The sequence below is a fragment of the Thermodesulfitimonas sp. genome (genome assembly GCF_052743955.1).
In genome coordinates this window covers 1-2,055 of the sequence record NZ_JBRAIN010000161.1, presented here as the reverse complement: position 1 = coordinate 2,055, position 2,055 = coordinate 1, and the positions used below count along the sequence as shown (strand labels likewise).

Sequence of the window (2,055 nt, the reverse complement as noted above, 5' to 3'; positions counted from 1 at the left end):
AGCGTCTTTCAGATCGGAAAGGCTCTCCTGGCGGTTCCTGAAACCCCGCAAGTGACCTGGAAAAGGAGGTGCCCCTTCGCGTGGCCTCACCGGGGGCCTTCCTGCGCCACCTGTTCCCTTAAGGAACCTAAGGAACAATCCCGGCAAAAGAAGAAGAACTGCTCCCTCCCCGGCAGGAAAAATCCGACCGGGCGGCGAATCTTGGTCTAGCGCATTGTTCGACCCGATCTGCCGATTAAATGGGAGCCATCCGATGAACGAAAAGCTGCACCAGCAAAAAAGGACCGTTCTCGTCACCGGCTGCGCCGGTTTCATTGCGGCGCGGGTAAGCGAACTCCTGATCGAAGAGGGATACCGCGTCGTCGGCGTGGACAACCTTAACGACGCCTACGACGTAAGGCTTAAGGAGTGGCGGCTGGGGCGGCTCAAAGATTTGCCGGGCTTTACGTTTTACCGGGTGGACATCAGTGACCTGAACCGCCTCCGCGACATTTTCGCTACCCATAACGCAGCGACTCCCTCCTCCCTGCCATTTGCCGCCGTAATAAATCTCGCGGCCCGGGCCGGGGTGCGCCAGTCGGTCGCTAACCCCTGGGTTTACGTGGAAACGAACGTCACCGGTACCCTTAACCTCTTGGAACTCTGCCGCGAATTCGGGGTGAAAAAGTTCATCCTTGCTTCAACGTCAAGCCTTTATGGCAAGGAAAACCCGATGCCTTACCGGGAGGATGCCGACACCAACAGGCCCCTTTCTCCTTATGCCGCGTCGAAGAAGGCTGCAGAGGCGCTCTGCTACACCTATCATTACCTTTACGACATGGATGTAACGGTGCTGCGCTATTTCACCGTTTACGGCCCGGCGGGAAGGCCGGATATGAGCCTTTTCCGCTTCATCCAGTGGATCAATGAAGGAAAACCCCTGATTATCTACGGCGATGGGCAGCAGTCGCGCGATTTCACCTACGTAGACGACATCGCCCGGGGGACGATTGCCGCGCTCAAACCCCTCGGCTACGAAATTATCAATCTCGGCTCCGACCGGCCGATAGTTTTAATGGACGCGCTCAAGCTCATTGAAAAACTTACGGGGCAAAAAGCCCGTCTCGAATTTAAACCCCGCCACCCGGCCGATGTTCCCGCCACTTGGGCGGACATTACTAAAGCCCGCCGCTTACTTGGCTGGGAGCCGCAGACGCCTTTTGAAGAAGGCTTAGCCAAAACCTGCGCCTGGTATCAGGAAAACCGGGACTGGGCCAAAGAAGTGAAGGTGGATTGAACATTATGAATGAGATGCCGTGCGTCGCCATCGTGGGCCTCGGCTATGTAGGACTCGCCTTGGCCGCAGCCTTTGGCAAAGTAACCTGCACCATCGGCTTCGATGTCAACCCCGGCCGGGTTGAGGCCCTCCGGCAAGGCGTTGACGAAAACGGTGAAGTGGCGCCGGCGGACTTGCAGGCGCCCCACCTTACTTTTACCGCTGACCCAGCAGCCATGCGTAAAGCGCAGTTTATCATCGTTGCTGTGCCCACGCCGGTGGACGCCCACAAGCGGCCCAACCTCCGCCATCTGGTCGAGGCAAGCCGCCTGGTAGGGCAAAATCTCTCCCCCGGAGCCATCGTTATTTACGAGTCCACCGTCTACCCCGGCGTAACGGAAGAGATCTGCCTGCCCATCCTTGAGGAAGCCTCCGGACTAAAGGCCGGTAGAGACTTCAAAATCGCCTACTCGCCGGAGCGCGTCAATCCGGGCGACCCGGAACACACCCTCGAAAAAATCGTCAAAGTGGTGTCCGCTCAGGACAGAGAGACCCTCGAAAAGGTGGCGTGGCTTTACGGCCTGGTGGTCAAAGCGGGGGTTTACCGCGCACCCAACATCAAAACCGCCGAGGCCGCCAAAATAATCGAAAACATCCAGCGCGACCTCAACATCGCACTGATGAATGAGCTGGCGCTCATCTTCCACCGGCTCGGCCTCGATACCCGCGAGGTCCTCTCCGCCGCCCGCACCAAGTGGAACTTCCTGCCGTTTGAACCGGGGCTGGTAGGCGGCCACTGC

General features: G+C 58.3%; 2 protein-coding genes. Both read left to right on the top strand.

Annotated features, from left to right (window positions below):
• The first annotated feature begins 253 nt into the window (after nt 1-253).
• Nucleotides 254-1,276: a GDP-mannose 4,6-dehydratase gene (locus ACUVTA_RS09540; RefSeq protein WP_445952704.1), complete on the top strand. Its 1,023-nt coding sequence runs from the start codon at nt 254-256 to the stop codon at nt 1,274-1,276.
• A gap of 5 nt (nt 1,277-1,281) precedes the next feature.
• The coding region (locus ACUVTA_RS09535) for a nucleotide sugar dehydrogenase (protein ID WP_445952703.1) at nt 1,282-2,055 on the top strand (774 nt) is incomplete at its 3' end.